This is a genomic window from Qipengyuania sp. SM2507 (assembly GCF_053714505.1).
In genome coordinates this window covers 2,769,033-2,794,656 of the sequence record NZ_CM132307.1, presented here as the reverse complement: position 1 = coordinate 2,794,656, position 25,624 = coordinate 2,769,033, and the positions used below count along the sequence as shown (strand labels likewise).

Annotated in this window: 18 protein-coding genes, 1 tRNA gene and 4 pseudogenes; 16 read left to right on the top strand and 7 right to left on the bottom strand. The window is 58.5% G+C overall.

From position 1 onward, the window contains the following. The 5 genes and pseudogenes from ACWIKC_RS13570 to ACWIKC_RS13550 all read left to right on the top strand — a co-directional run bounded on the left by ACWIKC_RS13570 (position 1) and on the right by ACWIKC_RS13550 (position 2,059). A complete protein-coding gene (locus ACWIKC_RS13570) occupies positions 1-621 on the top strand; it encodes an OmpA family protein (protein ID WP_454597972.1) in 621 nt (206 codons plus the stop codon). A gap of 81 nt (positions 622-702) precedes the next feature. Beyond that, positions 703-776, top strand: a tRNA-Gly gene (locus ACWIKC_RS13565). A gap of 182 nt (positions 777-958) precedes the next feature. Continuing rightward, a pseudogene (locus ACWIKC_RS13560) lies at positions 959-1,072 on the top strand (DUF6538 domain-containing protein); the annotation flags it as partial. Positions 1,073-1,268: 196 nt separating this feature from the next. Beyond that, positions 1,269-1,719: pseudogene (locus ACWIKC_RS13555) on the top strand (ATP-binding protein); the annotation flags it as partial. Positions 1,720-1,801: 82 nt separating this feature from the next. Beyond that, positions 1,802-2,059 (top strand): hypothetical protein, encoded by a 258-nt coding sequence (locus tag ACWIKC_RS13550; protein ID WP_454599527.1) that lies wholly within the window; start codon positions 1,802-1,804, stop codon positions 2,057-2,059. A gap of 22 nt (positions 2,060-2,081) precedes the next feature. On the opposite strand, the gene ACWIKC_RS13545 is transcribed toward ACWIKC_RS13550, so the two are convergent. The 4 genes from ACWIKC_RS13545 to ACWIKC_RS13530 all read right to left on the bottom strand — a co-directional run bounded on the left by ACWIKC_RS13545 (position 2,082) and on the right by ACWIKC_RS13530 (position 5,788). Then, positions 2,082-2,429 (bottom strand): hypothetical protein, encoded by a 348-nt coding sequence (locus ACWIKC_RS13545; protein ID WP_454597971.1) that lies wholly within the window; start codon positions 2,427-2,429, stop codon positions 2,082-2,084. Positions 2,430-2,695: 266 nt separating this feature from the next. Further along, a complete protein-coding gene (locus ACWIKC_RS13540) occupies positions 2,696-3,424 on the bottom strand; it encodes an SCO family protein (RefSeq protein ID WP_454597970.1) in 729 nt (242 codons plus the stop codon). Further along, positions 3,421-4,644: a multicopper oxidase domain-containing protein gene (locus tag ACWIKC_RS13535; protein WP_454597969.1), complete on the bottom strand. Its 1,224-nt coding sequence runs from the start codon at positions 4,642-4,644 to the stop codon at positions 3,421-3,423. Before ACWIKC_RS13535 ends, ACWIKC_RS13540 begins: the two co-directional genes overlap by 4 nt. Before the next feature lie 13 nt (positions 4,645-4,657). Continuing rightward, complete coding sequence (locus tag ACWIKC_RS13530; protein ID WP_454597968.1) at positions 4,658-5,788, bottom strand: multicopper oxidase domain-containing protein; 1,131 nt, start codon at positions 5,786-5,788, stop codon at positions 4,658-4,660. Positions 5,789-6,278: 490 nt separating this feature from the next. Between ACWIKC_RS13530 and ACWIKC_RS13525 the strand changes: the two are divergent. Together ACWIKC_RS13525 and ACWIKC_RS13520 are read left to right on the top strand one after the other, a co-directional pair. After that, positions 6,279-7,107 (top strand): annotated as a pseudogene (locus ACWIKC_RS13525) (IS3 family transposase); the annotation flags it as partial. A gap of 423 nt (positions 7,108-7,530) precedes the next feature. Continuing rightward, the gene (locus ACWIKC_RS13520) at positions 7,531-8,952 is read left to right on the top strand and encodes an O-antigen ligase family protein (protein WP_454597967.1); all 1,422 of its coding nucleotides are present in this window, start codon (positions 7,531-7,533) and stop codon (positions 8,950-8,952) included. A gap of 110 nt (positions 8,953-9,062) precedes the next feature. Here the strand turns inward: ACWIKC_RS13520 and ACWIKC_RS13515 are convergent, their stop codons facing one another. Next, complete coding sequence (locus ACWIKC_RS13515; RefSeq protein ID WP_454597966.1) at positions 9,063-10,901, bottom strand: polysaccharide biosynthesis protein; 1,839 nt, start codon at positions 10,899-10,901, stop codon at positions 9,063-9,065. A gap of 769 nt (positions 10,902-11,670) precedes the next feature. Here ACWIKC_RS13515 and ACWIKC_RS13510 point away from each other — a divergent pair. The 9 genes from ACWIKC_RS13510 (at position 11,671) to ACWIKC_RS13470 (ending at position 22,779) form a co-directional block, all read left to right on the top strand. Next, positions 11,671-12,702, top strand: a complete 1,032-nt coding sequence (locus ACWIKC_RS13510; RefSeq protein WP_454597965.1) for a polysaccharide biosynthesis protein — start codon at positions 11,671-11,673, stop codon at positions 12,700-12,702. After that, positions 12,699-13,823, top strand: coding sequence for a polysaccharide biosynthesis C-terminal domain-containing protein (locus ACWIKC_RS13505; RefSeq protein WP_454597964.1), 1,125 nt, complete (start codon positions 12,699-12,701; stop codon positions 13,821-13,823). The genes ACWIKC_RS13510 and ACWIKC_RS13505 overlap by 4 nt, the downstream gene beginning before the upstream one ends. Before the next feature lies 1 nt (position 13,824). Continuing rightward, on the top strand, positions 13,825-14,979 hold the full coding sequence (gene wecB / locus ACWIKC_RS13500) for a non-hydrolyzing UDP-N-acetylglucosamine 2-epimerase (protein WP_454597963.1): 1,155 nt from the start codon (positions 13,825-13,827) through the stop codon (positions 14,977-14,979). A gap of 252 nt (positions 14,980-15,231) precedes the next feature. Next, entirely contained in the window at positions 15,232-16,467 is a 1,236-nt protein-coding gene (locus ACWIKC_RS13495; protein ID WP_454597962.1) for a lipopolysaccharide biosynthesis protein, read from the top strand. After that, positions 16,464-17,672, top strand: a complete 1,209-nt coding sequence (locus tag ACWIKC_RS13490; RefSeq protein ID WP_454597961.1) for a glycosyltransferase — start codon at positions 16,464-16,466, stop codon at positions 17,670-17,672. The genes ACWIKC_RS13495 and ACWIKC_RS13490 overlap by 4 nt, the downstream gene beginning before the upstream one ends. A 148-nt stretch (positions 17,673-17,820) precedes the next feature. Next, entirely contained in the window at positions 17,821-19,230 is a 1,410-nt protein-coding gene (locus ACWIKC_RS13485; protein WP_454597960.1) for a hypothetical protein, read from the top strand. Positions 19,231-19,586: 356 nt separating this feature from the next. After that, a complete protein-coding gene (locus ACWIKC_RS13480) occupies positions 19,587-20,858 on the top strand; it encodes a glycosyltransferase family 4 protein (protein WP_454597959.1) in 1,272 nt (423 codons plus the stop codon). Between the two features lie 72 nt (positions 20,859-20,930). Then, the gene (locus ACWIKC_RS13475) at positions 20,931-22,076 is read left to right on the top strand and encodes a DegT/DnrJ/EryC1/StrS family aminotransferase (protein ID WP_454597958.1); all 1,146 of its coding nucleotides are present in this window, start codon (positions 20,931-20,933) and stop codon (positions 22,074-22,076) included. Between the two features lie 4 nt (positions 22,077-22,080). Next, complete coding sequence (locus ACWIKC_RS13470; RefSeq protein WP_454597957.1) at positions 22,081-22,779, top strand: sugar transferase; 699 nt, start codon at positions 22,081-22,083, stop codon at positions 22,777-22,779. A gap of 3 nt (positions 22,780-22,782) precedes the next feature. On the opposite strand, the gene ACWIKC_RS13465 is transcribed toward ACWIKC_RS13470, so the two are convergent. Both ACWIKC_RS13465 and glmS read right to left on the bottom strand, forming a co-directional pair. After that, a complete protein-coding gene (locus tag ACWIKC_RS13465) occupies positions 22,783-23,295 on the bottom strand; it encodes a GNAT family N-acetyltransferase (RefSeq protein WP_454597956.1) in 513 nt (170 codons plus the stop codon). A 170-nt stretch (positions 23,296-23,465) separates the two neighbouring features. Then, positions 23,466-25,301: pseudogene (gene glmS / locus ACWIKC_RS13460) on the bottom strand (glutamine--fructose-6-phosphate transaminase (isomerizing)). Positions 25,302-25,624 lie beyond the last annotated feature (323 nt).

Here is a 25,624-nt window from a genome sequence, read left to right as displayed (position 1 = left end):
ATGATGACAAGAAGCGCCACCGCCGCCAAAGCCGTTGCCCATGGCCTCACCGGAGCCGCGCTCCTGCTTGCGCTCGCCGGATGCGAGCGGCAGGAACCCGCGCCCGAGCCCGCTGCGAGCGAATCGGTACCGCAACCGACCTCCATCATGCGCGACGATCTCGATGATTCGGTGCTCCCCCCGCCCGAGCCGCAACTGGCGCCGCTCGATGCGCGGATCTCCTTCTCCGATGGTGGCGCGGAACTGTCCGAATCGGCCATGGCCGAGCTGGCCAGCATCCTGCGCTCACCGCAGATTGCCGAGGGCGGTCCGATCCTGCTGCGCGCGCACAGCGATTCGGGCGGGAGCGGCGAGGTTAATATGCGCGCGTCCCGTCGGCGCGGCGAAGCGGTGCGCGACTATCTGGTCGAGAACGGCGTGGACGAGGCGCGGATCGCGATTATCGCCTTCGGTGAGCAGAACCCGTTGCAACCCAATGCCCGCCCCGACGGAACCCCCAACGAGCCCGGCCGCGCGGCAAACCGCAGGGTCGATCTGCTCGTCGCGCTGCCGGACGAGAGCGAACCGGTGCCCGAGGGCCTCACCGCGAGCGACGAGGAGCCGGCCCCCGATCCCGGCTGACGCGCCCCGATCCCGGCTCACGCTTCGCGCAAAATGGTTGACGCAACGCGCCAAGAGATGGCATCTGCGCCGCCTAAGCGGGCGGGTATAGCTTAGTGGTAAAGCTCCAGCCTTCCAAGCTGGCTATGCGGGTTCGATTCCCGCTACCCGCTCCAACTTTTCCCAACACCCTGAAAGTCCGCAGAATTCCGCCATTGAGCAGGCGGATTTGCACGTGTGTTGCACTCAGGTGTCGCACTCTAGCGGCATGAAATCACGGACAACGCTCTCGGATCGTTCGGGAAATCGTCTCCGCGACTGTCATACATAACTGTCATACAATCCACCCGCGCGGGGAGTGTGGCTGAGAGGGGCTGTGTATCAGTTTCGGGTGAGGGTTCCTGCTGGTCTTCGCCAAGCCATGGGCTGCGTTCACGTGGATCGTTCACTGCGGACTGACAGCAGATCGCTCGCCATACGGTTGAGCAGGAAGGTTGCTGCTGCGATTGATACGATGTTCGAGGCCAAGCGTCTTGAGATCGGGTTGCCTGTGGAAGCTCGGTTGCTTCCCTCACCGCCATTGTCTGAGACAGTGGTCGAGACGATTGAATTACGATCTCAAGAAGCGTCTGCGACGACGAGCGGTCTCACGCTTTCTCAGGTCTACCGCCTTCTTCGATGCTCCGGGGAAACATTGGTATCCGGCGCTGGTGGTAGTGGACGAAGCGCAGATGTTCGCGCCTGCCGCCGCTGGCGAGATGGCCGAGGACTCGCGTCGCCTGACGCTGTCGGCCATGACCAATCTCATGTGCCGTGGAAGGAAACGCGGGCTTGCAGGGGTCGTTGCGACCCAAAGGCTCGCCAAGTTTGCGACAAACGTCGCCGCCGAGGCGCCGAATTTCCTGATGGGGGAAAATTTCTCGATATCGACATGCAGCGCGCTGCCGATCTGCTGGGCATGGAACGCAGGCAGACCGAGCGCATCCGCGACCTCCAGCGGGGTCATTTCTGGGGCTGGGGCCGGAGATCAGCCGACGTCCCGTAGCGGTACAGGTGGGTGCAGCGCTGACGGGGGGTATTAATGCGGGGCAGGGTCTGATGCCTATGCCCTCGACCGGAGCTGAAGGCCCTACTTCATGTCGAGCTGGCGCAGGAAGCGCGGAGGACTGCGCCGCGTGTCGCCACGCCGAAGCGCAATTCGGTGACCGATGTCGAGCAGGCGATCCTGAACCGGGTCAGCCAGCCTCCACCGCCCAGGCGTGTCGATACGGAAAATGCCGCACCGCCGATCGTCACCGATACCTCATCGGCGTGGGAGACCAACACCACACCATCGGAAGGGTCAGGGGAAGTGAGCGTCGAGCGGATTGTGGAGAATCTGGCCCGGCAGGACGGCACCCTCTTCCGTTCGCCAAGCAGCCTGTGGGGTCACGAGAGTGTTGATGACGGCCTCGCTTAACGCAAAGTCGATCTGCTTTCGGCTAAGGCGCGATGGCCGGGCCAGCTTTGCTTGCTCTCTCATTCAGCGCAACTGACCCCTCATAACCGTCAGGGTTCGGAAAGTTAGGTCCGAGTGACTGCTGGTTCAGACTGTCGATTAAATCGGCAATCCGCTCGATAGCCTCGCGCGTATCACCATCATATTTGAGAGCTTGAGCTTTCACAAAGTCCCCCACCGAGGGGTGGGCCAAGTAGCAAATGGCTGCTGCCCTATAGCCCACCATAGCGATCAGAAGTGCGTCCATCGAGGACGGCTTGGCTTGAACTGCGTCGGCTTTAGCAGCAACCTCGCGTGCGCAACAAGCGAGCCTTTCTAAGTTATATTCCATTGCGAATGGTCCCCGCCATTTCATTCAGTGCGGACTCAAAAGTGATATAATCCATTCAGTTAATGATTTCGTCTTGAAACGTCATAGGTTCCGCATCGTTCTGCGATGGCGCATTGGATGCCGAGGTGATCGGTAACGTCTACAATATATATCTGATCCAACGTCAGTCGAATCTCGCTGAGAGACTAAGGAACGAGGACACAGTTCAGTTTGAAGCCTGAGCTCGATTGGCGGCTCTTCTCAGGGGGCGATGGATTAGGATCGAGTCAACTTTCCTCAACGCCACAAGAGCCTTGGATATAACGGCTGCGTGCAGCAGAGTAGTTGATGGGTATTCGCTCTGCGTCGCTTAATTTCTCGACGAGCGCGATGATATTGGCCTTGGTCATATCATGGTAGCCATAGGCCGCAACGAAGGTGTCGCGCCCAAGAAGATAGATCAACGAACTGTGGTTGATGCTCATCACGTCTTCACCTGACCTCGGCGGAACATGCTCTCGCATCACGTGGAAAGCGGCGGTCGCGCGTGCAAGCTGGGCGCGGTTCCCGGTCATCACCTCCAGCTGGCCGTGATTGTCGGCGTAAAGCTGGGACATGGCGAAACGCATTGGCCAATTATTGGCGTGGATGTGTCTCTTAACCGACTGGGACTGCATCCTTGCCAGGCTCACAGGCTGCGTTTCTATGTCGATGAAAGCGGCCTTGGCAGGCAAGCCCATCTTGCGAAGTTGGGCTGAAGCTCCGGCAATCAGAGGCGCGACTCTTCGGCATGATCCACGGCAGCGGCTGTATCCAAAATACAGAAGCGTCCAGCGCCCGAGGAAATTTTGCTGCGAAACGGGTTGGCCGCGCCAATCGGTATAATCGAAATGTCCGCCGAGCTCGTCGGGGGCTACTTGGCTGTGGCCATACACATGATCTGCCTTGCCCCATGCAGACTTCAGAATCGGGGAGATTTCATAGGAATCCGATACGCGGATTGAGGAACGCCTCATGACACGATTACCTTTGTTTGAACCACGCCTGCCCCATTGTTCTGGATCTCCCCCGTGATCCAATGGCGGAATTCCATGCGTGCTGAGTAGGTGCCTCTTGCCGGCGGCTCCAGAATCAGGTCCGTTCGCTGGGCAGTACAGAGATCGAACGGCTGCCCGGCTGGGCGCGTGAACGTGCCACACCAAGGGTCGATCCCCGTGGAACGACCGTCGCAGGAGACCCATTCGGCATCGCAGTCGAGCGTGACTCGCAGGATGGAATAGCTTGCATTCAGAAGTCGGATCAGAATGCGCTCTCCCAGCTTCGCGTTCACCACGGTGCGCGGGTCAGTCTGGGTCCGATTGTTGAAAACTCCCGAGAGCAGGAAGTACTTCGGCTCAAAGCGATTGAGCCCGACATCCATCCCACAAAGGCCTGCATCGTGGTTGCTGATAGAGTGGAAACGCGGATCCATGTCATCGGCGACCCATGCCTTTTCGACGTCGTAGGTGGGGCCGCCTTCGTAGATTGACCCAGGCCCTTCCGGTGGATCCACGATGAGTAGGCCGAACATACCCATTTCGAAGTGCAGCACTGTGTTTCGGTGACAGTGATAGAAAAAGGTTCCAGGCTCGTTGGCTTGCCATTGATAAGTATAGGAATCGCCGACCTCGAAGGAGACATGGCCGACTCCATCGTTGAAGGTAGTCGGCTCGATTCCGTGATGGTGGACCGTATGCGGACCTTTGCTGGTTGTCAGCTTGGTATGCACGATCTGGCCCTGCCGAACCCGTATCGTTGGAGAAGGATAGCTCCGCTTTTGCTGAGCTAGCGGCAGAGACCGATTTACAAAATTCCAGACCCGGATCTTTCGGCCGTCGGGCGCTTGGAGATCCATCGTGTCGGCTCCCTCGAGCCAGATCTGAACGTCGGGATCAAGTCGGTCGGGTGTTTTCGGATCGGCCTTGAAGACACGACAACCGAATGTGGCGTAAGTAAGTTCCCCCCCAACTGCAGTATCTTTAAATTCGTCATTGTCGTCGCTATCTCTTTCTCGCTCTCTATTTCTCTCTCTTTCAGGCTCCCGCTCCCGTTCCCGGTCTCGGTCCTTAGCCCGTTCCCGGCCTCGGTCCTTGGCCCGTTCCCGTTCCCGCTCCCGTTCCTTGGCCCGCTCCCGCTCTTTTTTCCTATCTCTTTCTCTTTTCTTATTACTGTCTTGAAGACTTTCTAGCATCGACATAATCGGTCTCCTGTCAGAGAGGTGCCGTCATTTCCCAGTGCGTAACCGCCCCTTGAGGGTAATTTCCCCCGCCGGCGGTTTGCGACAATTCAAAGTGGCAGTGCATCACGTAGCTTAATGGAAACGGCTCATCCTGCGGCGGCCATGCGTCGAGAGGAATGTCTGGTGGCCGTGTGAACGGCAGCAGCATGTCGATCCGCCCCATGGGGGCCAAGAGCCAGGTGTCGCGTTCGTAGGCGAAAGTCCTGCAGGCATTGCTGAAGTCCGGCGCCACTGTCGACAGCTGGAAGCAGTGGTTCCCGTGGATGTGTACTGCATGGTTAGCGAGGCCGGCATTCATCGTGCGGATTAGGCATGGTTCGCCCTGCTTGCCCGAAGCGATGATCCGTTCTGCCGGCTCGTGATCCCCCCCATGTGAGTGCGCCGCATCGAACCCCGATAGACCGTTGATGGTGAAGTAGCGGGGCAGAAAATTGGCCTTCACTTTTGCCGGATCGACAGCCTCGCCCGCCGCAACGCTTGCGTTCAGGAGGGGGTCGGTCTGGGAGAAGAGCCACAATTTGTCCTTGCGAAGGTCATTGTGGCGCCATTTATCACCCGGGAAACGCGGATTCCCGCCACCCATGGCGTCGAAAATCGCCTGAACTTGGGGCGTTTGCTGCGGTGCAGAATAGGGGGTTTCCGATCCTGCGGGCGTTCTTCCGTCCTGCACTTCGACGATAAAGGCGCCATGAAGACCGAGGACGCGGTTCAATGGTTCCTTAAACGGGTCGATGTAGAGAAAGCTGCCGGCAAATGGTGCGTTGAAGATCACCGTCGCAGTAGCGCCAGGTTCAATCGCATCGATAGTCGCGGCCGGTATGCCGGGAATCGCGAACCCGTGAGGGTCGCTGTCGTTGTTGGTGATGAAGATGGTGATCTCGTCGCCCTCGGTCACCCTGATTTCAGGGCTCGGATCATTGAGGCCGAGGAAATAGGCAAGCACGTGTACCATGGTGCCGTCGATCATCTCGGCGCTGGCAGGAGAGATCGTGAGGGCAAATTCTGTATCAGTGGATCGAGCAGATCCTACCGATGCATTTAGCCCGAACGCAGTGGCGGTACCTCCCAAGGCACTGAGCTGCATAAAGGTGCGTCGTTTCATAACAAGGCCCCCGAAAAGGATCGAGTCAGCTAGACTCCTCGCAAACAGACGGGAGGCTGATCTACCTTTCGCGCCGATGCCAACGTCGGGGAAACCAATTCGCCCTCGACATCCCATAAGCTTCGGCGAACTCAATCCTTCCCAGGATCAAGAGATCGTCGTGAATTTCGGGGCTAAATGTCGCATTTACCTTCCGCAATTAGAGGAAGATAAATACTCCTACTAACGCTCCATATTAAAGAGCGCTACCCTTCTGTTCTCCACCCTGTTTGACTGAGAGATTTAACTCGACTCAGACAAGATAAATTTACATGAGGGAACTAAACCCGTCCATATGCAAAACGGTTTAAAAATAGGACGGAGTTATATATAGTTAATGACGAACTACCCCATTCGGAATAATCGCACTACCTAACAAGAATACTGTGCACCGTGCGCCTTCCCCCGCCCCGCTTTAGCGAAGTTCACGGACGCGCAGAAGGCGTTCGTCATCAAGCAAGGTGAGGAAGGAACGCCGGTCGCGGAGATCTGCCACAAGGCTGGGATCAGCCAAGCGACCTACTTCAACTGGAAGAAGAAGCACGCAGGGCTGATGCCCTCGGAGATGCTTCGTCTGCGCGAGCTCGAGGATGAGAACGGGCGGTTGAAGAAGATTGTGGCTGACCTGACTTTGGATCGGGAGATGCTGCAGGAGGTTATCAAACGAAAGCTCTGAGGCCGGATCGGAAGGGCGAGATTATCGACGCGGTTTGGCAGGACTGGCAGGTGACGATCCGCAGGGCGTATGCCGCACTGCACTTCGATCGGTCGACTTATCATTACCAGTCCCGCCGCAATGATCCGGCCTTTCTAAAGAAGCGGATCAAGGAGATCTGCGAAACGCATGTGGGTTACGGCTACCGGCGGGTATACAATATCCTTCGCCGTGATGGTAGGCATTTGAACCTGAAGAAGGACTATCGGCTTTACAGGGAGTTGGGCCTTCAGCTGCGTAACAAGACACCCAATCGGCGGGTCAAGGCGAATCTGCGCGAGGATCGCGCACCGGCGGTTCGGTCGAACGATGTCTGGGCGATGGACTTTGTACACGACCAGCTGGCGACTGGACGCAAGCTACGCATCCTGACCGTGGTCGATACCTACTCCCGGCTATCGCCGGTGGTCGACCCGCGGTTCCGCTATCGGGGAGAGGATGTGGTCGCCACGCTGGAACAGGCATGCAGGAAGATCGGCTATCCCAAGACGATCAGGGTAATGCGTTTATCGAAGCATTTAACAGCAAGCTACGCAGCGAATGCCTGAACGCGCACTGGTTCCTGTGCCAGCGCGGCGTGGTCAGCGCGCATATCACATTGTCGAGTTCCGGCGTCTGTTCGCCTTCGCCGTATCCGGGTTGGGAGCTTCCGGCTCCTGTACGCGAGGCAATCGAAGGGCTCGCCGAGGATGTGGATGAAGATGTGCGTGCCCCTTACCTCGCGATCGCCCTCGCGGTATTTCGCGGCCGCACAAAGCCGGACGAGGACGAGCTGGCGCGCGTTTACGGAAGTTCGTCAACAGGTCGCATCCGCCGACTGCTCGACCATCTCGAGCGCAGCAATTTGATTGCCGTTCGGGAGGACTTCGCTGGTGAGCGAGCCATCAGCGTTTTGGGGTTGGAATTCATTCGCGCTGATTAAGGATGCGTCTTTGCCCCCGGCTGCCAAACCTTGCTGCAGCTATTCGGGTTTGCTCGGAGGTGGGAATTGGCTATTCGCCGCCTCATGTCTCGTCATTCAGTCGCACCCAATCGCGCATCGACCCTGTCCTTCTGGTTGCTGGTCGCCTTTCTGGCGATTCTCTGGGTCGCCGGCGGCGCCTCCCGCGCCGATGTCCTCGGGCAAGCGGTTGTCCGCTTTTCCGCCTGGTCGATCATCGTGGTGGCGATTCTCGCGCTGTCTCGGGTGGATTGGCGAGCGGTGAAGGAGCCGGCGATCATCCTGGGTGCAGCAGCGCTGCTGGTTGCGTTGCAACTGGTTCCGCTGCCTCCGTCGATTTGGACCGAACTACCAGGTCGTGAAATCTTCACCGAAGCGGCGATTCTGACAGGGGCGGAACAGCCGTGGCGTCCGCTTTCGATCTCACCGAGCGGTACAGTCAACGCGTTATCCTCGCTGATCGTGCCAGCGGTGGTCCTGTTGCTTGCGGCGAACCTCACCCGCGAGCAGCACTGGCGGATCGCCATATTCGTGCTGGGCTTGGTCGGGGCGGGGGCCGTCGTTGGCGTGCTGCAGTTCTCGGGCGCGAATTTCAACAACCCGCTGATCAACACTCCCGCAGGCTCAGTGGCCGGCAATTTTGCGAACCGCAATCACTTCGCAGTGTTCCTCGCGATCGGCTGCGTTCTGACGCTCGCATGGGCATTTCGCGAAGAGACGCCGCCGTGGAAGGCCGCCGCGGCTTTCGGGCTTATTGTCCTCTTCATCCTGATGATTCTCGCTACAGGATCGCGCAGCGGCGTTGTTGTCGGAATGTTGGGGATCGTGTTGACCTTCCTTGCATTCCGCAGGCGGGCCATGCGGCAATTTAAAGCCATACCGCATAAGATCGCGGTGCCGGTCGTGCTTGTGGCCTTCGCGGTTGTGATCGGTGCCATTTGGCTGAGTGTTGGCCTTGATCGTGCTGCTTCGGTCGATCGGGCAACAGTGCTGGCAGGCGAGGTGGATTTACGTTTGCAGTTTTGGCCCATCGTTTTGGATATGTCCCGGTCCTACTTTCCGACGGGAACCGGCTTTGGGACCTTCGATCCCGTGTTCCGCATCAGCGAACCCGACGGCCTGTTGAATCCGCAATACGTCAATCTTGCGCATAATGATTGGCTACAGATTCTCCTCGAAGGCGGCATTATGGGCCTCGTTCTGCTCGCTGCCGCCGGGGTCTGGTTCGTTCTGCGGAGCTTTCAGGCTTGGACTTCGAACCGACGACCGGGGGGCGCCGACTTGCTTGGGAAAGCGGGGGTAATCGTCGTCGTTCTCATTCTGGCTGCGAGCGTCACGGATTATCCGGCACGCACGCCACTGGTGATGGCCTTGCTCCCTCTCGCCGCCATGTGGCTCGTGAAAGCCAAAACAATAGCGGATTCAGGACGGCAACAGAATTCCGGCATTGCCTATTCCGAAATGAGCTGAGATGGGACTTGAGCCTGTTGGATAAGAGACCGTGTCCGTTGTGACGGCTTTGAAGCGCGACTTTGTAACAGAAGGCAATGCGGCTTGTTTATCTGTCCGAAGCGCTGTCTTTAGGCGACGTCCAGGCGGGTTGCCTGGAATCCGTTATACTCGGGCACGAGAGCACAAAGAGCTTCGAGTGCTTTGCTGCGGTCGCCATTGCCGAGAGCAGATTCCATAGTGTTAAGCTGTTCCAGCAGGTCATGCCAAGTCAGATGCTGTTCTAATGCGCGCATGATGCGGGGGTGCGATGTCGGTTTCGAAGAATCGCCTATCAAGAGTTCTTCGTACATTTTCTCCCCCTTGCGGAGTCCCACTTCGCGGATCTCAATGTCACCGTCGGGGTTTTTCTCATCACGGACCGTAAGACCGGACAGGCGGATCATTGTCTGTGCCATATCGTAGATGCGGATAGCCTTGCCCATATCCAGCAGGAACACGTCACCGCCTTCAGCCATGGCGCCGGCCTGGATCACAAGCTCGGCGGCTTCAGGGATCGTCATGAAATAACGTGTGACATCGCGGTGCGTGAGCGTAACGGGGCCACCTTCCCTGATCTGTCGCTGAAAACGTGGAACGACCGAACCGCTCGATCCCAGAACATTGCCGAACCGAACCATAGCGAAGTGCGTTTTGCTATCCTCGGCTTCCAGTCCCTGCAGGATCAGTTCGCATACGCGCTTGCTGGCACCCATCACATTGGTCGGCCGGACCGCCTTGTCGGTGCTCACCAAAATGAAGTGCTTCACACCCACACGCTTTGCTTCTAGCGCGCACCGAAGTGTGCCGAAGATATTGTTCAGTAGACCGGCAATCACGTTCTCCTCGACCAGCGGCACATGTTTGTAAGCCGCAGCATGAAAAACCGTATCAGGCTTCCAACGCTCGAACAGCCGGTAAGCTGTCTGTCGGTCGGCGATGTTTCCGAGCTCGGCGTGAATTGTTGTCGAATGATCGATATCGCCGGCCAGCTGGGCCTCTCGCAATTCGCTCTCGATCAGATAAAGTGCATGTTCTGTCATTTCGACGAGAATTATCGCGGCCGGCTTTAACGCGGAGATTTGGCGAGACAGTTCGCTTCCGATCGATCCCCCCGCTCCGGTGACCAGCACAACACGCTCTGCGATGGTCCGATGCAGCAACAAATGATTGGGGGGCACGGGATCGCGGCCCAGAAGGTCAGTGATTTCGATCTCACGCAGGTTCTCGGTAGAAACGGAACCATCAACTAGATCACCAATTGCCGGCAGGGTGAGTACATGAACCGGTAACTCAGAGAACGCACGGACGATTCGCTTACGCTGCTGGTGAGGCACCCCGGGAATTGCCAGCAGTACTGTGTCAATTCCCAATCGCTCGACAACGTCATCCATATTCTGGCTGTGGTAGACCTTTACGCCGTCCAAGTGCTGGCCCGCCAAACGCCCATCGTCATCGATATAACCACGCAGGACCATTCCCGGTTCGTGCGTCAGCGACATAGCTAGCTGGCGACCAGCTGCTCCTGCTCCGAAAATCAGAACCTTGCTTGGCGATCCGTCGAAGCCGCGCTGGTTAAGGAGATCAAACAACACGAAGCGAGCGAATAAGCGGCTGATTACGAGCAATGCAGCGAAGACCATCGGTTGCAACACACCAATCGTGCGAGGCACCCTTGGGACTACATTTGCGATAAACAGTGCCGATAGCACAAGCGACATCAGCAAAGACGAGATCCCAATACCCAGCATCGTCCGCGACCCGACAAAGCGCAACACCGAGCGATAAACGCCTCTCGTTGCAAAGATGGGAAGCCACACAGCTAGACTAGCAACAATCACCGAGGCAATGGCAGGGCTCCACAAGTCCCAAACGCCGAGCCTAAGAGAAAAAGCTATCCAAACTGAGAGGACGCAGAGAGTTGCGTCCACACTCAGGAGCAAGGCGGCCTTAGTGCCTCGCCCCAATTCTACGAGCCAACGCAAGGCGTCAATTATGTAATTCTCAGTCGATTTCCAGAGTTCAACCATCAGAACTTACTCGCAGCTGCCCTGGGTTTAACACTTACCAACCTGACATTTGAGGGGAACACCGGAGCCATCCGAACCGAATGCATCGGACCGCAAGCCCTCGCAAGTAGATTCTGGATCTCTGCTGAGGCGCACTCTATGGCGATACCGAATGGGCGTCAACATCAAGGCAATCCCAAAGCTGAAACCATCTCGCCACGCTTCACCTCCCTGCTTGTGGCGTCGACTTTGAGTCTGTGAGGCCCCATCCGACGTCGCATACTCTGCCTTCCAAGGTCTGGAGTCTGGCTCAGACTATGTGGCTTGGTTTCACAGCCTAGCGATGCACCGTGTGAGGGACTGGCCCGCCCATTGGTCATCGGTAAAATCACTCGATGACGCAAGGCCTTAACGCCCAAGGCACGCGCGGGTGGTGTCAAGCAAGCCCGCAGATACCACCTACACTGATTTCGGATGAGGCACTTGGGCACACATTTGCGCCTGGCAGGAGCGACCTGCGATTTTACCTATTGGTTCCCGGATTGATGGCGAGAACGGGTGGGAACCACTTTGGCCTATTGGCGGTGGCGTTCGCAAAAAGAATTGTTAGAAGCAGCAAATCGTTCGAATCGGCTGCATCGCCTATGCCGGATTCGGCGCATTGCCCTAATACTCTATCCGCAGGAAATGCATGACTATCAACAAGCTGCTCATAACCGGGGGCACCGGCTCCTTCGGTAAAACCATGTTGCGCGACATGCTCGCCCGGGATGTAGCGGAGGTACGGGTTCTCAGTCGCGACGAGGAAAAGCAAGACGCGCTGCGCAATGAATTGCGTGATCCGCGAGTGCGATTTTACCTCGGCGACATCAGAGATCGTGAGAGCGTCGATCGAGCCATTGCCGGGGTTGATTGCGTGTTTCACGCTGCCGCCTTGAAACAGGTGCCAAGCTGCGAATTCTTTCCGATGGAGGCGGTGCGCACCAATATCATCGGGTCCGAGAATGTGGCCCGCTCTGCTGTCAATGCCGGCGTCCGCAGCTTGGTGTGTCTTTCGACAGACAAGGCGGTTTTCCCTGTCAATGCGATGGGTGTATCGAAGGCAATGATGGAAAAGGTCGCACAGGCGATCGCGCGGTCGCTTGAATCGGATTCTCCAACTACCGTTTCGATGGTGCGCTATGGCAATGTCATGTGCTCGCGCGGTTCGGCGATTCCGCTGTTCATAAACCAAGTCAAATCGGGTCGCCCCATCACGGTAACCGAGCCCGAGATGACGCGCTTCTTGATGCCGCTCCGGGATTCTGTCTCGCTGGTCCATCATGCGTTTGAGAACGCTGCGCAAGGCGATCTGTTTATCCGCAAGGCGCCCGCTTCGACGATCGCCGATCTAGTAACGGCAATCAAGGAGCTGTTCGATCGCCCCGATCATCCAGTCGAAGTGATCGGCTGGCGTCACGCCGAAAAGCTTTACGAAACACTCGCTAGCGCTCAGGAACTCGCAAGCAGTGACGATATGGGCGACTATTACCGTATTCGCATGGACACGCGAGACCTCAACTACAAGGCATATTTCAGCGAAGGCGATCAGGAGACGTCCCAGCACGAGGACTATCATTCACACAACACCCAGCGGCTGTCGGTCGAGGAGGTTAAGGCGCTGTTGCTGACGCTTGAGGAAGTTCGCCGGGAACTGGATCTTTGGCAGAAAGAGAAATCGTGAAAATTGTCATTACTGGTGCACGTGGACTGATCGGGCATCACGCCGCCGTTCGACTTCACGCGGAAAATTGTGCAGCGCGGTTTCGTGGGTTGCCCGAGCTCTACGACCTCGTTTCGGTTGGGCACGCGGATTTCGACGACGACGCTACTCTGGATGCGGCGCTCAGGGATTCCGACCTCGTCCTGCATTTTGCCGGGGTCAACCGTGCCAGCGACGCCGACGTTGCAACCGGCAATCCAGACATTGCCCGGCGCCTGATCGCCGCCTGTGCGGCTGCCGGCGCGACCCCCCATATCGTCTACGCCAATTCGACTCATGCGGCCCAAGACAGCATTTATGGCAACAGCAAGCGAATCGCAGGCGAAATAATCGCGGCCTCCAGCCTGCGCCACACGGATCTCATTTTGCCACACATATTTGGTGAGGGGGCCCGCCCGGACTATAATAATGTGACCGCGACTTTCATCAAGCGCATTATCGATGGCGAAAAGCCCGAGATCAATGAGTCGGCGGAAGTTCAACTTCTCCATTCGGGAGAAGCGGCGCAAATTGCGATCGATGCGGGCAAAAGCGGGGCCACCGGCAGATTGGCGCCGACAGGAAAGGTCATTTCGGTTGCCGAACTGTTCGAGCGACTGCGTTGGTTGCACGAGACCTATAGCATGAATCTGTTCGCTGATTTGAGCGATCCGTTCACACTGGCGCTGTTCAATAGTTACCGGAGCGCGCTGTATCCCGGCAGTTATCCGCGGATGCTCAAGCTCAACAGCGACCAGCGCGGTGCGCTGTTCGAAGCCTCGCGCGGCGGCGGTGGGGGCCAGACGTTCCTGAGCTGGACCCATCCCGGGATCACGCGGGGAGAGCATTTCCATCTCGACAAGGTCGAGCGCTTCCTGGTCGTCCAGGGCGAAGCGATGATCCGAATTCGCCCGGTTCTCGGCGAGACGGTCAGTGAATTTAGGGTCAGTGGGGAGGCACCGGCCGCGGTCGACATGCCGACCCTGCACACCCACCATATCGTGAACGTCGGCGACACGCCGCTTCTGACGCTGTTCTGGACCAACGCTGTCTTCGACCCAGATGCCCCCGACACCTATGCCGACCCGGTCTTCGGAGCCTAGAATGACCAAATTGAAAGTGATGACTATCCTCGGCACCCGCCCCGAGATTATTCGCCTGTCGCGCACCATGACGCGGCTTGATGCGTTTACCAATCACGTGCTTGTCCACACCGGGCAGAATTACGATTTCGAACTCAATGAAGTGTTCTTCGAGGATCTGGGGGTTCGCAAGCCGGATCATTTCTTGGGGACCGGCGGCGGTACGCTGGGCGAAACACTGGGCAAGATACTAACCGAAAGCGAGCGGGTAATCCGCGAGGAGAAACCCGATGCCGTGCTAGTGCTCGGCGATACCAATTCGGCCATCTCCGCAATAATGGCGCGCCGCATGAAGGTCCCTGTCTATCACATGGAGGCCGGCAATCGCAGTTTCGACCGCAACGTGCCCGAAGAAACTAATCGCAAGCTCGTCGATCACATCTCCGACTTCAATCTGGTTTACACCGAGCACGCCCGGCGGCATCTGCTGTCAGAGGGGGTCCACCATCGCCGAATCTATCTCACCGGATCGCCGATCAGGGAGGTGCTCGATCATTACCAAGCGCAGATCGACGCATCGGACGTACTCGACCGGCTGAGTCTCGATCGGCGCGGCTATTTCATCGTCTCGCTGCATCGCGAGGAGAATGTTGACAGCAGCGACCGGCTCCGTCTGCTGCTCGGAGCGTTGAACGCCCTGGCCGAACGTTACGACATGCCGGTGATCGTCTCGACCCATCCACGCACCCGCAAGCGGCTCGAGGCGCTGGTGGAGACCCCGATCGACGAGCGCGTGCAATATATGAAGCCGTTCGGGTTCCACGACTACAACGCGCTGCAAAAGCATTGCTTCTGCGCCGTATCCGACAGCGGAACCATCGCCGAAGAGAGCTCGATGATGGGCTTCCCTGCGATCACCCCGCGCGACGCGATCGAACGGCCGGAGGGCCTCGATGTCGGCTGCCTGATCATGACCGGGCTCAACCGCGATACGATCCTCGACGGGGTCGATGCGGCCACGCGGATGTTCGCCGAGCGCGAAAAATCAGGCGTCGCGCATCCGGTGCCGATTGACTACACCGTGACCAACACCTCCGAGCGGGTGGTCAGCCTTATCCTCGGCACTGCACGACTGTCCAACAGCTGGGACGGAATACGGCCAAATGATTTGAATTAACCGCCTAATTCGGTTCGAAATCGAGAGATCCTCGACTTTCAACGAATGACGGATGTGGTATAAAGCTTGTGTTTCAGAAGCCTGCTTCTCCGACCTAATGCATACTGCTGCAGGCGCTATTGAGTGCGCGCCGTCAGTCTGCGGACGAAATTCGATATCATTATACCAAATGGCTGATGCCGCTCCCGAAGAGACACAATGACGCGTGCCAATCTCCTGTTTCGTTCTATAGTCGGAAGCGTTGGGGGGCGCGTGGCGGTCCTGATCGCGCCGTTTCTGGTTATGCCTGCGATGCTCGATTATCTGGGCGTTCGTGACTTCGGTATCTGGATGACGGCGATTGCTGTCACAGGTTTTATCCAGTTCGCGGACCTCGGTATCGGATCAGGGCTTTTGACCAGGCTCTCGGCTGCGCATGCACGAGGCGATATGGGTGCGTTTCGTTCCTACGTTGCAAGCAGCTATGCCGCGCTTCTTTTGGTCGCGCTTACGGTATCCTCGATCGGCCTGGTTTGCCTGCTTTATTTTTCGGACACGCTGTCCCCGATCTATAGCGTCACCTTGATCGCTTTTGCCTTTAGTATACCGGGATCGGTCGTCTATCGTATTCTATATGCGACAAATCGAATCGTATTAGCGAATGTCTGGCAGGTCGGGGGAGCATTGCTTTCGGTAGGGGCGGCATTTGCCGCGATACGCGCGGACTGGAGCGCGGCCGCGGTAGTTTTCGTCTATGTTATCGCCGGCCCCCTGACGATGCTGATTGCCACCGTCTTTACAATGTGGCGCGAGGCGGAGAAACGTCCGAATGTCGCGGACATCAGAACTTGGGCGACAATCGATCTTATGGGACTCGGTTGGAAGTTCTTCATCTTGTCCATCCTGATGGCAGCATCGATGAACGCCGATAACATCCTGATTGCGCTCCAGCTGGGTGAGGCAGCTGTAACATCATATGCCGTCCCTGCACGTATCGGGACGTTGCTGATGTTGATCGCCGGGACGATCGCTATGCCACTCTGGACGATATACGGAGAAGCGATAACGAGTGGCGATCGTGCGTGGGTATGGCGCAACGCCTTGCTTATGGCGGCACTGGGCCTCTTGGCCGTGGCTGTAGCAGGTGCGATATTGACGATTGGGATCGACCTGATCCTGAATGTGTGGATGGGCCGCTCGTTTCCCAACCAACACAAAATCGTTGCCGGGCTTGCGGGATTTTCGGCGGTTACGGCGCTTACCGCCCCATTCAACATGATCTTGAATGCCTCCGGCCAGATTAAGCCGCAAATCGCGGCCTGGGGCATCTTCGTCCCAATTGCGATTTGCGCCAAATGGATAATGCTCCCGGTATTCGGTGCGTGGGTCCTTCCGCTGGTCGATACGTTGCTATATTCCCTCTTGATCAGTATTCCGATTTTCCTTCTCGCGCACGTGGCGATCCGTAGCGATCAGGCGAGCGAGAATCCCCGCAAGAGTTTATCGTGAACAAGATACACCGGATCGCCTTTCTCGCTGGCATGTTCCCGCGCAAGCAGCATTCTTTCATCGCCCAAAATTCAATCGGCGTGATCCAGAACGCGGCAGATGCTTTCCAAAAAAATCTTATCGAAGGCTTGGCGAACCATGATGATGTCGATGCGGTCGTCGTCAATTTGCCGTTCGTCAGTGCATGGCCGTCGTCATTCCGGAAACTCTGGTTTCCGAGGGTTCGTGACTCGGAGAGCGGGGTGCCGGTCGACGGCCGCGGTTTCGCGAATGCTTCCTTGGTTCGCTATCCCGCCCGAATTATGGCATCATTGGTGGGCTTGTACGGAAAGCAGGCGAGGAGCGCGGATACGATTTTGGTCTATTCGGCTCATGTACCCTTCATGTTGGCCGCCGTGTTGGCCGGGCGCCTGTTTTCCCGCCGGCAACTTGCGATCATCGTCCTCGACTTGCCTGAGTATATGGGTGCGATGGGGTTGGCGCAAAAGTTGTTCGGTCGATTCAATCAGAAGCTGTTTTATTACTTGGTACGTTACTTCGACAAGTTCGTCGTGCTTACCGAAGCGATGATCTCGCGCCTTGGCGTAGACCCTGAAAAAGCAGTAGTGGTCGAGGGCATCGCGACCTTGAGCCAAGCCGGCACGTCAGATGTCGCGCACAAAAACCGAGGGAACACGTTCCTGTACACCGGCACCCTGGCCCGCCGTTATGGTATCGAAGAACTGGTGGATGGCTTCCGCCAGGTCCGCTGCGCCGGTGCAGCCTTGTGGATTTGCGGGGCAGGCGAAGGCGCCAATTACGTGGCAGCGGCGGCAAAGGCCGACCCGCGCATCGTCTTTTTTGGTCAAGTCGACCGGTCGCGGGCGCTGGAGCTGCAGGGTGAGGCCGATTTCCTTATCAATCCACGCAGCGGTGACGATGAATTCGTCCGATACAGCTTCCCGTCCAAAATCATGGAATATATGGCCTCGGGCCGGCCGGTGATCATGTACGGTCTGCCAGGCATTCCGGAGGACTACGAGGGGCATTATCTGCCCATCAGTGCTACAGGCGCTGCGGGTATTGGCGCTGCGATCAGTTCAGCGATCGACGTGCCCGCCGACGAGCGAAATGCCATGGGCGCGGCGGCCCGGAACTTTGTCCGTTCGCGCAAGGGTCCCCGCGAACAGGTGCGGCGCATCCTGGACTCACTTTACCCGGCCTGATCGATATTTCTCAGACAAACTCTGGAAAGCACATGCACGCCCCAATCTAATTTTGAGGTAAAGACACAGGCGGCCGTGGCACTTGTAACGTATTGCGTTTAGCCGCAGAGCAAATCGGAAAGAGTATCCCATTTCTGGAGCGCCCGGCATGACCGACGCACATGCCCCAACGGCAATACGATCATACCCTGGTGCCAGTGTGCGCTGGTCGCCGCAACAGCCGCGATCATTGGCGGGTGAGCCCACGGCTAGCCTTCCCTCGCTGTTGATGGCGCCAATGCGCTACAGCCAGTATTATCTATGGGGGACCTTTGGCATCTTCCTGATGAGCAATCTCGTCTGGGATGTCGAAAACTTCCCGGTGCTGATTGCTTTCCTTTTCTTCGCATTTGGCGGCTTTTATGGCGGCTACAGATTGGCGATCGGCAACCCAAAAACCTACCGATGCCCACCAAGCCTGCCCGATTTTGGCGACACACCAAATCAAAAGAAGCTGATTTTCATCGGTGCGACGTATTTCCTGATCTGGGGGCTAAACCAATTCGTTGAGTTCGGCGCGTCTGGCCTTGGCTCGATTGTGCAGGCGATCTTGTCTCCGGGCGAAGCATACGGCGCGAAGTTCGATGTTTACGAGGCGCAGATCGATGACGCCTACGTCAGCCCCCTCGTTCAAGTCCTGATCCTCGCGAGTCTCGTTTACGCGCTTTTTCTCCCCCTTGCTGTCGCCTCATGGGCCAACATATCCCGGGCGACCCGGTGGTTCGTCGGGATTGCTACCGCTATCTATATAATGAGCTACCTGTTCATCGGCACGATGAAAGGAATCGGGGATGTGATGCTTTTCATCATTTGTGGCGGTGCTGTCTACGTTGGTAAGCGCAGCCTGATGGGCCAAGGGTTCAACGTCCGCCGCAGGGTCCGTGGGGTACTACTTGGCTTGGGGGTCGTCCTGTTCGCATATATGACGTTCAACCAGTTGCAGCGGGCCGAGGAATTCGGGATTACTGAATCGGCAATCGTTGGGGATGTCTCGGACACTTTCATCGCGCAGACATTCGGGGATAGAGCGGCCTACGGTATCTATCAGGTTCTTGCCTACCCGAGCCACGGCTATCTCGGGCTCAGCTATTCCATGAGCGTTCCCTTCGAGTTTTCGAGAGGCGCTGGTATTTCGCAAGCCTTTGAGTCCTACCGCTTCCAGTATCTGGGCGGCATCGACAACACCCTCACAACTTATCCATTCCGCTCCGAGCGGGTGACGGGTTGGCCCGCCGGTATGTTCTGGTCCACGATCTTTCCGTGGCTGGCGTCTGATATGACGTTCTTCCTCATCCCGTTCTTCATGGCGGCGATGGGGGCGATTTTCGCGAGGCTTTGGGTAAACTGCCTTTATGGGGTCGATGTTCTCGCGCTCACGGCGCTGGGGCAGTTCTTCGTGTTCATCGCCTTTATCCCTGCGAATAATCAGGTGATGTTGACCAGGCAAGGGTTCTGGGTCGTGCTAACACTGATCGCATTCGCTATCGCGCGGATGGTTACGAAGCCGCGCCAGCGGTAGGATGGTATGGGCTTATGGCGCTGCTTAAGAGATTGGAGAAGATGGAGCCCAACACATCATGCCGCCTTTGATTTGGCTATTGCACAACTCTATTGCTCGGGTCATTCCGATCAAATCCGGCGCAAGGGGCAAAGCGCGGCAATTTCAGGCAGGGGCCGCACTGCGTCGCTTCCTTTCGTGTCTCGCGACTATCGATCGGCTTTTGTATCTGCGAACTAAGGGCATATGGCGCACTTGGCGACTCTGGATGCATGGAGCGAAATTATCTCATTCACTGAGTTCGGAACCGAAGGTGGCAAGGCCCATGGTCCGGTGGCTGACGCTGGCACCGCTTGGGTCTACAAGGAAGATCGCTGGTGAAACGCGCTGAGCCATCCGGCGACATTGTCTACCTCACCCAGCTTTACACGCCTGAGCCAACCTTTAAGGGCGATCGCTTCGCAAAAGGCCTGGACGAGGCCGGTTATGATGTCGAAGTCGTCACAGGCTTTCCCAACTATCCGGGCGGTCGGGTCTATGACGGATTCAAGATGCGACCAATCGCCAGGGGAGCCGATGAAGGCCTGAAGGTCGTGCGTCTTGCCACTTATCCATCGCACGACCGCAGCGCCGCCCGTCGGGTTCTTTCCTACCTCAGCTTTTCCATTACCTCCTTCCTCTATCTGCTCTTCCGCCGCCGACCGCAATTGATCTATGTCTATTACCCTTCCCTTACAGCCGGGCTCGCTGCCATTGCGGTCAAGTGGTTGAGGCGTGTGCCGGTGGTGGTGGATATTCAGGATATGTGGCCGGATTCGCTCGGTGCTGCCGGGATGATGCAAAACAGCAGGCTGATCGCGATAGTCGAGTGGTTCTGTCAGATTCTGTACCGCAATGTCGATCACATCGTCGTTCTCTCACCCGGGTTTCGTAACACGCTTATCGAGCGGGGCGTTCCAGCGGAGAAAATCACCGTCATTTACAACTGGGCGGACGAAATGGAGCAGCTGGACGGCGAGCCCGCAACCCTACCGACCTCATCTCCGTTCGACCCCGAACATACATTCACGCTTTTGTTTGCGGGCAACATGGGAGCAGCGCAGCGTCTCGATTCAGTTCTAGACGCGGCGAAGGCGCTGGCGCGGGAACGCAGCGACATCGGCGTTTATTTGATGGGTGGAGGAGTCGATGTCGAGCGGCTCAAGGCACGCGTCGCCGACGAAGGGATCGACAATGTGCGGTTCCTACCCCGCGTCCCGCTCCACGAAGTCCAAGACATCCTGCGCCAAGCGGGAGCGTTGCTGGTTCATCTCGCGCGCGACCCACTGTTCGCCATCACAGTCCCGTCCAAGACCCAGGCCTATCTCTATGCGGGACGACCCATATTGATGGCCGTCGAAGGGAATGCTGCGGATTTGATTACAGAAAGCGAAGCAGGACTTGTGGTGGAGCCTGAGAATCCGCAGGCGCTGGCCGAAGCAATCCGCACACTGGCTGATCTGGGCGTCGCTGGAAGGACTGAGATGGGGGCCCGTGCACGCGCATTCTACGATCGCAAGTTGACCTTCCGCCACGGCATCGACGCCACGGTCGGCATAATCGAGCGGTTTCGTCGTCGAACGCGCGGCGAGGGGCAAAGCAGCACCTAGTCACGCATAGCGACAACCGTTAAGCGGCGGCTACGCCATCCAGTCCGCGTTCTGCTATTTTAAGGGGGAAGAATGCCCGTCCCGTTTTTTAGACCGTCGATCGGCGACGAAGAGATCAATGCTGTCGTGGAATGTCTGAAATCCGGCTGGCTCACGACAGGTCCGAAAACCCGTGAGTTCGAGGAACAGTTCGCAGAAGCAATCGGTGGCGGGGTTCATGCACTCGCCGTCAACAGCGCGACCGCTGCCCTGCACCTCGGGATCGATGCGCTCGGTATCGGACCGGGCGACGAGGTTATCGTGCCGACCCTGACCTTCACCGCAACAGCGGAGGTCGTGCGTTACGTCGGGGCCACCCCGGTTTTCGTCGATTGCGACCCGGCAACGCTCTGCATCGACCCGAAAGCCGCAGAAGCCGCCATTACCGAGCGCACACGTCTCATCATGCCGGTTCATTTCGCCGGACGTATGTGCGACATGACTGCACTGCGCAACATTGCGAACCGGCATGTGCTCAAGATCCTTGACGATGCGGCTCACGCACTGCCAGCAAGCCATCAGGGCCAGTCGGTCGGACTGACCGGTGCAGATGTGACTGCTTTCAGTTTCTATGCCAACAAGACCATGACCACCGGCGAAGGCGGGATGCTTGTAACCCGTGATGCCGAACTCGCCGGCCGGGCGCGCATCATGCGGCTGCACGGGATCGACCGCGACGTCTTCAACCGGTTCACGGATCCGCGTGCGAGTTGGATGTATGACGTGGTCGCGCCAGGCTACAAGTACAACCTCACCGACATTGCATCGGCGATGGGCAGCGTCCAACTGGCCCGCCATCAGGATTTCGCGGAACGTCGGACCGCACTGGCGGCGCGCTACGACACCGCCTTCGCCGACTTGCCGCTCATCTTGCCGCCGCACCCGGCACCTGGTGACACCCACAGCTGGCACCTTTATATTGTGCAGGCTGCGGCCAGCTCGAAGGTCGATCGCGACGAGCTGATCGCTGCCCTGCGCGAGCGCGGGATCGGGACTTCGGTTCACTATCGTCCGCTCCATCAGATGCGGTTCTGGTCGTCTTATTGCGAGGGCCACAGCTTTCCGGCGGCGGACGCCTATTTCGATCGGTGCGTCTCGCTGCCCTTGTTCATGGCGATGACCGACGACGAGCAGGATGAAGTGATCGAGGCGGTGCGCAGCGTGATCTGCGATGTCTAAACGGTTGTTCGACATCGTGCTTTCGGTCATCGCGCTTATCCTCTCGGCACCCCTGTGGCTGGTCGCAGCGATCGGGATCGCGCTGTCCTCTCCGGGTCCCATCTTCTACCATGCGACCCGGATCGGGAGAGGTGGCGAACCGTTTCGGATGGCCAAGTTCCGGACCATGACCGTGGGAACGGCGGGGCAAAGCGAGATCACGGCGCCGGGGGACAGTCGCGTTTTTGCACTCGGACGAGTGATCCGTCTGTTGAAAATTGACGAGCTCCCGCAGTTGGTCAACATCCTGCGCGGTGAGATGTCGATCGTCGGACCTCGTCCGGAGTCCGACGTTATCGTGGCCGAACATTACACCGACTGGATGCGGGAAACCCTCGCTGTCGCGCCCGGCTTGACCAGCGTCGGCGCTTTATTTGGCTATAGCTACGGCGAGGAACTGATCGACCCGTTGCGACCGGAAGAATCCTATGTCGAGCGGATGTTGCCCGCTAAGCTGGCGCTCGAACGCGCCTATCTCGAACGTGCCAATTTCTTTAGCGACATCGCCTACATCCTTCGCACAGCAGCCGCCATTTTCATCGTGCCGTTTGGGTTGAAAATAGACCCGACCAGGACGGATCAGCGGACGGCGTTGATGTGGGTGGAACCCGCGGTCTTTCCTGCGGCCATGAGCAGTCAACTCACGGCGCTTATCCAGGATTGATCGTCATTCGTCGCTCGAGAGATCGCGCGCCATCACTTGCAGAGCCCGTGCGCCACGCAGCTCGGTTCCTCGCTTCTTAAAGCCATGCCTAAGGTAGAAATTCACGACCGGGGCATTGTCGTCGCGGTCGGTGGTCAGCGTGACTTCGCTCGCTCCAAGGCTCCGGCTCCTGTCGCAAAACGCCTGCAGCAGGCGCGATCCGATCCCGGTTCCTAGGCGACTTGTGGCGATCGACGAGAGCTCGACAACGCTCGCGGCGCCTTTCCCGCTTGCGGCTACGCGACCCGTGTTGCGCGCGATCTCGACGAACAGTGTGGGACGGCGCAGGAGCGTTAGCGCGATGATCGGCAACAGCCGCAACCGCCGAGATCGGAAGTGATCGTAGAATGCCTCGGGATCCCGAAACCCGACGGCAAAGCCGTCGAGCTCATCGGAGTCGTCGATACTGACCAAAAATATCGCATCGTCGTATTCGAGGATCGCCTCGTAATAGGCCCGAAGAAACCGAGGCCCCATTCGATCCAGGAAGAAGCCCTTGAAAGCGATCCGGTGAACCCGAACGACGTCCGGTAGGTCGCCTGCGACTGCGTCGCGGACACGAGACGAAGAAACGCTGCGTTTTTTTTCCGTCATGAAAGAATATCCCCAACCGCTCGAAACACCGTCACTCCACCGTCACTCCACCGTCACTCCACAGTCACCGACTTGGCGAGATTGCGCGGCTGATCGACATCGGTGCCTTTGACGCAGGCGACGTGATAGGCGAGCAATTGCACCGGGATCGCCTAGACCAGCGGCGCGATCAGCGGGTGGACTCTGGGCATCTCGATCGTCGCGATGCAGCCCTCGCCCGCTTGCGCCAGTCCCTCGGCATCGGAGATCAGCACCACCTGCCCACCGCGCGCGCGGACCTCCTCCATGTTGGAGACGGTCTTCTCGAACAGCGGACCGGAAGGCGCGAGCACCACCACCGGAACCTGGTCGTCGATCAGCGCGATCGGGCCGTGCTTCATCTCGCCAGCGGCATAGCCTTCGGCGTGGATGTAGCTGATTTCCTTCAATTTAAGCGCGCCTTCGAGTGCCAGCGGGAAGTCTGGCCCGCGGCCCAGGAACAGCACGTCACGCGCAGGGGCGATCAGATGCGCCATCGCCGCGATATCCTCGTCATGGTCGAGCGCAGCGTTGAGCGAGGCCGGCGCCTCGAGCAGGTGACCGACCACCTCGGCCTCTTCCTCACGGTTCATCAACCCCTTCTTGACCGCCATATGCGCGGCGAGCGCGGCGAGCACCGCGAGCTGGCAGGTGAAGGCCTTGGTCGATGCGACCCCGATTTCCGGACCGGCATGCGTCGGCAGCAGCAAATCGGCCTCGCGCGCCATGCTGCTGGTGGGGACGTTGACCACCACCGCAATAGTCTGGCCGTTGGCTTTGCAATGGCGCAGCGCGGCGAGCGTGTCGGCGGTCTCGCCGCTCTGGCTGATGAACAGCGCGAGGCCGCCCTCCTCGAGCACCGGATCGCGGTAGCGGAACTCGCTCGCGACATCGATATCGACCGGCACGCGGGCGAATTGCTCGAACCAGTATTTCGCCACCATCCCGGCGTAGTAGGAGGTCCCGCAGGCGACGATCGTCACCCGGCGAATGCTGGAGATGTCGAAATCGAACTGCGGCAACGCGATGGAATTGTCCGCCTGGCGCAGATAGGAGCCGAGCGTCTGCGCGACCACGGTCGGTTGCTCGAATATCTCCTTCTGCATGAAATGGCGGTAATTGCCCTTCTCCACCGCCGCGGCGGAAGCGCCCGAGGTGGTGATCTCGCGCTCAACCGGCTCGTTTTCGGCATCGAAGATTTCGACGCTCTCGCGGCGCACCACTACCCAGTCGCCTTCCTCGAGATAGGCGATCTGCTGCGTCAGCGGGGCCAGCGCCAGGGCGTCGGAGCCCAGGAACATCTCGCCCCCATTCTCCTTGGCGCCATAGCCCAGCACCAGCGGCGAACCGCGCCGCGCGCCGATCAGCATGTCGGGATGCGCGCGAAATGCGATAGCCAGCGCGAAGGCGCCGCGCAGCCGCGGCAGCACGGTCTTGACCGCTTTCTCGGGGCTCGCCCCGCCCTCGACCTCGCGCGAGACCAGATGCGCGACCACTTCGGAATCGGTCTCGCTGGTGAAGCGACGGCCATCGGCGCGCAGTTCCTCGCGCAATTCCCTGAAGTTCTCGATGATGCCGTTGTGAACCAGCGCGACATGATCGGTGGCGTGGGGGTGGGCGTTGTCCTCGGTCGGCGCGCCGTGAGTAGCCCAGCGGGTGTGGGCGATGCCGATATCGCCGGGCGCGGGCCGGCTGGCGAGTTCCGCTACCAGATTGGCGAGCTTGCCCTGCGAACGACGGCGGACCAGATCGCCCTCGTGGATAGTGCAGAGCCCGGCGCTGTCGTAACCGCGGTATTCCATCCGCTTGAGGCCATCGACCAGCCGGTCCGCAACCGAAACCTTCCCCACGATGCCGATAATGCCGCACATACTGCTATCCCGCCTTCAATCCCGAAAATACAATGCGCCGACGCTCTAGCGCCTATCGCGGGCCACGCAATCGCTCACATGCAATAGGATCGGAAGATGCAGTCCGCCGCTTGCCCAAAGCAGCGCTCGCGCGGGTTTTTGTAGGCTTGCCAACGCATTGCGATGCTCTCATGCGGCGCAATCTGCCTCCCATGTCTTATTCAATCGGAGCAGATTGGCGCAGGATGGGGGGCTATAACTTCCGGTTCTCACAGTCCAGCGCGCACCGGTCTGTCGGCAGGGCTACGAACTAGTGCCCAAAGTTGGGGGAGGGTCGGATGCAC

What these genes read in the sequence shown, in the direction of transcription:
- ACWIKC_RS13570 (WP_454597972.1), top strand. Translation starts at nt 1, where the DNA reads ATGATGACAAGAAGCGCCACCGCCGCCAAAGCCGTTGCCCATGGCCTC.
- ACWIKC_RS13545 (WP_454597971.1), bottom strand. Translation starts at nt 2,429, where the DNA reads ATGGAATATAACTTAGAAAGGCTCGCTTGTTGCGCACGCGAGGTTGCT.
- ACWIKC_RS13540 (WP_454597970.1), bottom strand. Translation starts at nt 3,424, where the DNA reads ATGAGGCGTTCCTCAATCCGCGTATCGGATTCCTATGAAATCTCCCCG.
- ACWIKC_RS13535 (WP_454597969.1), bottom strand. Translation starts at nt 4,644, where the DNA reads ATGTCGATGCTAGAAAGTCTTCAAGACAGTAATAAGAAAAGAGAAAGA.
- ACWIKC_RS13530 (WP_454597968.1), bottom strand. Translation starts at nt 5,788, where the DNA reads ATGAAACGACGCACCTTTATGCAGCTCAGTGCCTTGGGAGGTACCGCC.
- ACWIKC_RS13510 (WP_454597965.1), top strand. Translation starts at nt 11,671, where the DNA reads ATGACTATCAACAAGCTGCTCATAACCGGGGGCACCGGCTCCTTCGGT.
- wecB (WP_454597963.1), top strand. Translation starts at nt 13,825, where the DNA reads ATGACCAAATTGAAAGTGATGACTATCCTCGGCACCCGCCCCGAGATT.
- ACWIKC_RS13485 (WP_454597960.1), top strand. Translation starts at nt 17,821, where the DNA reads ATGACCGACGCACATGCCCCAACGGCAATACGATCATACCCTGGTGCC.
- ACWIKC_RS13475 (WP_454597958.1), top strand. Translation starts at nt 20,931, where the DNA reads ATGCCCGTCCCGTTTTTTAGACCGTCGATCGGCGACGAAGAGATCAAT.
- ACWIKC_RS13465 (WP_454597956.1), bottom strand. Translation starts at nt 23,295, where the DNA reads ATGGGGCCTCGGTTTCTTCGGGCCTATTACGAGGCGATCCTCGAATAC.